Genomic DNA, 1,758 nt, shown 5'->3' on the forward strand with positions numbered 1-1,758 from the left:
GGTGGCGCCGTTGTCGAGCGAGACTTGCACCGTCTCGCCGGCAGCCAGGCTGGCGTTCAGGTTGCCGCTGATGTCCTGCGCGGCCACGCTGGTCACCAGGTCGCTGGCGCCGGTATCGTTCGAGAAGATCACCGCGCTGCCGATGATGGTCGGTGGCAGGGTGTCGATGGCGATCGCCGCCATGCTGGCGCCCTGGCCGGCATTGCCAGCGCTGTCGGTATAGCTGCCGGCGATGATCTGCACCACGCCGCTGCCGCCGTTCACACCGGGCAGGGGCGTCAACACCACCGTGTAGACCAGCGGATCGGCAGTGGCGGTCAGCGCGCCCAGGGTGCCGCCGGTCACGGCCAGGCTGGCGTTGGTCAGGCCTACCGGCGCTTCGGTAAAGCTGAGCGTGATGGTGGCGGTCTCGCCGGCCTTCAGTGCGGTGGCGCTGGTGCCGACGCTGGCGGCAGGGGCGCTGGTATCGAGCACGTACGAGCGGGCATAGGCGGGGCCATGGTTGCCGGCGGCGTCGATCACGCGCACTTGCAGCACATTGCTGCCAGCGAGGGTCTGGCCGGCCAGGGTCCAGGCGGCGCCGGCGGCGGTGGCAGCGCTCCAGGTATTGCCATTGTCGAGCGAGACTTCCACCGTCTCGCCTGCGCCCAGGATTTGTCCCAGCGTGCCGCTGATGGTTTGCGCGGCAACGTTGGTGAGCAGGTCGGTGGCGCTGGCGCCGTTATCGGTCGAGAACACCACGCTGTCGGCCACGGCCACCGGAGCCAAGGTATCGATGGCAAGGGTGGGCTGCACCGGCGCGGCAACCGCATTGCCGGCGGCGTCGGTGACGGCGCCGGTGAGCGCGAAGCTGGCAGCCACGCCCTGGATGCCGGCAGTGGGGGTAAACAGTGCGGTATACACCAGCGGGTTGGCGGTGGCGGCCAGGCCGCTCAAGGTACCGCCGCTGGCGATGATGGCGCCGGCGTTGAAGCCGACCGGCACCTCGCTGAAGGTGAACGTGACGTGCGTGGTCTCGCCGACGCCAAGCGCGGCGCTGCCGCTGGTAATGACCAGCGTGGGCGCCAGCGTATCGACCGCCATCGGCGCCGACACGGCGCCGATGCCGAGGTTGCCGAAAGCGTCCGCGTAGGCGCCAGCGGCCACCACCACCGAAGCGGTGGCCGCTGCCAGGCCAGCCACCGGCGTCAGCAGGGCGGTGTAGACCAGCGGATTGGCGGTGGCGGTGAAGTTGGTCAGCGTGCCGTTGCCAGCCGCCACGCTGGCTGCCGTAAAGCCGGCAGGCGCGCTGCTGAAGGTAAACGTGATCAGCGCGGTTTCGCCCAGCGCCAGGGCGCTGTCGTTGCTGGTGATGGCCAGCGTGGGCACGCTGGTGTTGACCGCGAACGTGGCCGGGGCGCCGGCCTGACCAGGGTTGCCGGCATTGTCGATGTAGCCGCCGGCGTTGACCGCCACGCTGGCCACGGCGCCCGACTGGCCGGCCACCGGCGTAAACACCGCCGTGTACACCAGCGGATTGGCGGTGGCGGTAAAGCCCGACACCGCGCCGCCTGCCACGGCCAGCGAGGCCGCCGTGAAGTTGAACGGCGCCTCGGTAAACGTAAAGGTCAGCAGCGCGGTCTGGCCCAGCGCCAGCGCACCGGCGCTGCTGGTCACCGTCACAGCAGGCGCGGTGGTGTCGAGCACGTACGCGGTGCCGGTTGCCAGGCCGTCGTTGCCGGCGGCATCGGCCACCCGCACCTGCACCACGCCGCCGCC

At 70.5% G+C, this 1,758-nt stretch carries 1 protein-coding gene; it reads right to left on the minus strand.

Annotation, left to right across the window (positions count from 1 at the left end; all coding sequences use genetic code 11):
- Positions 1-1,758 (minus strand): Ig-like domain-containing protein (locus DUPY_RS28220; protein WP_229255187.1); only part of this gene is annotated, 1,758 nt, incomplete at both ends.

The organism is Duganella phyllosphaerae, from assembly GCF_001758785.1.
Classification (GTDB): domain Bacteria; phylum Pseudomonadota; class Gammaproteobacteria; order Burkholderiales; family Burkholderiaceae_D; genus Rugamonas; species Rugamonas phyllosphaerae.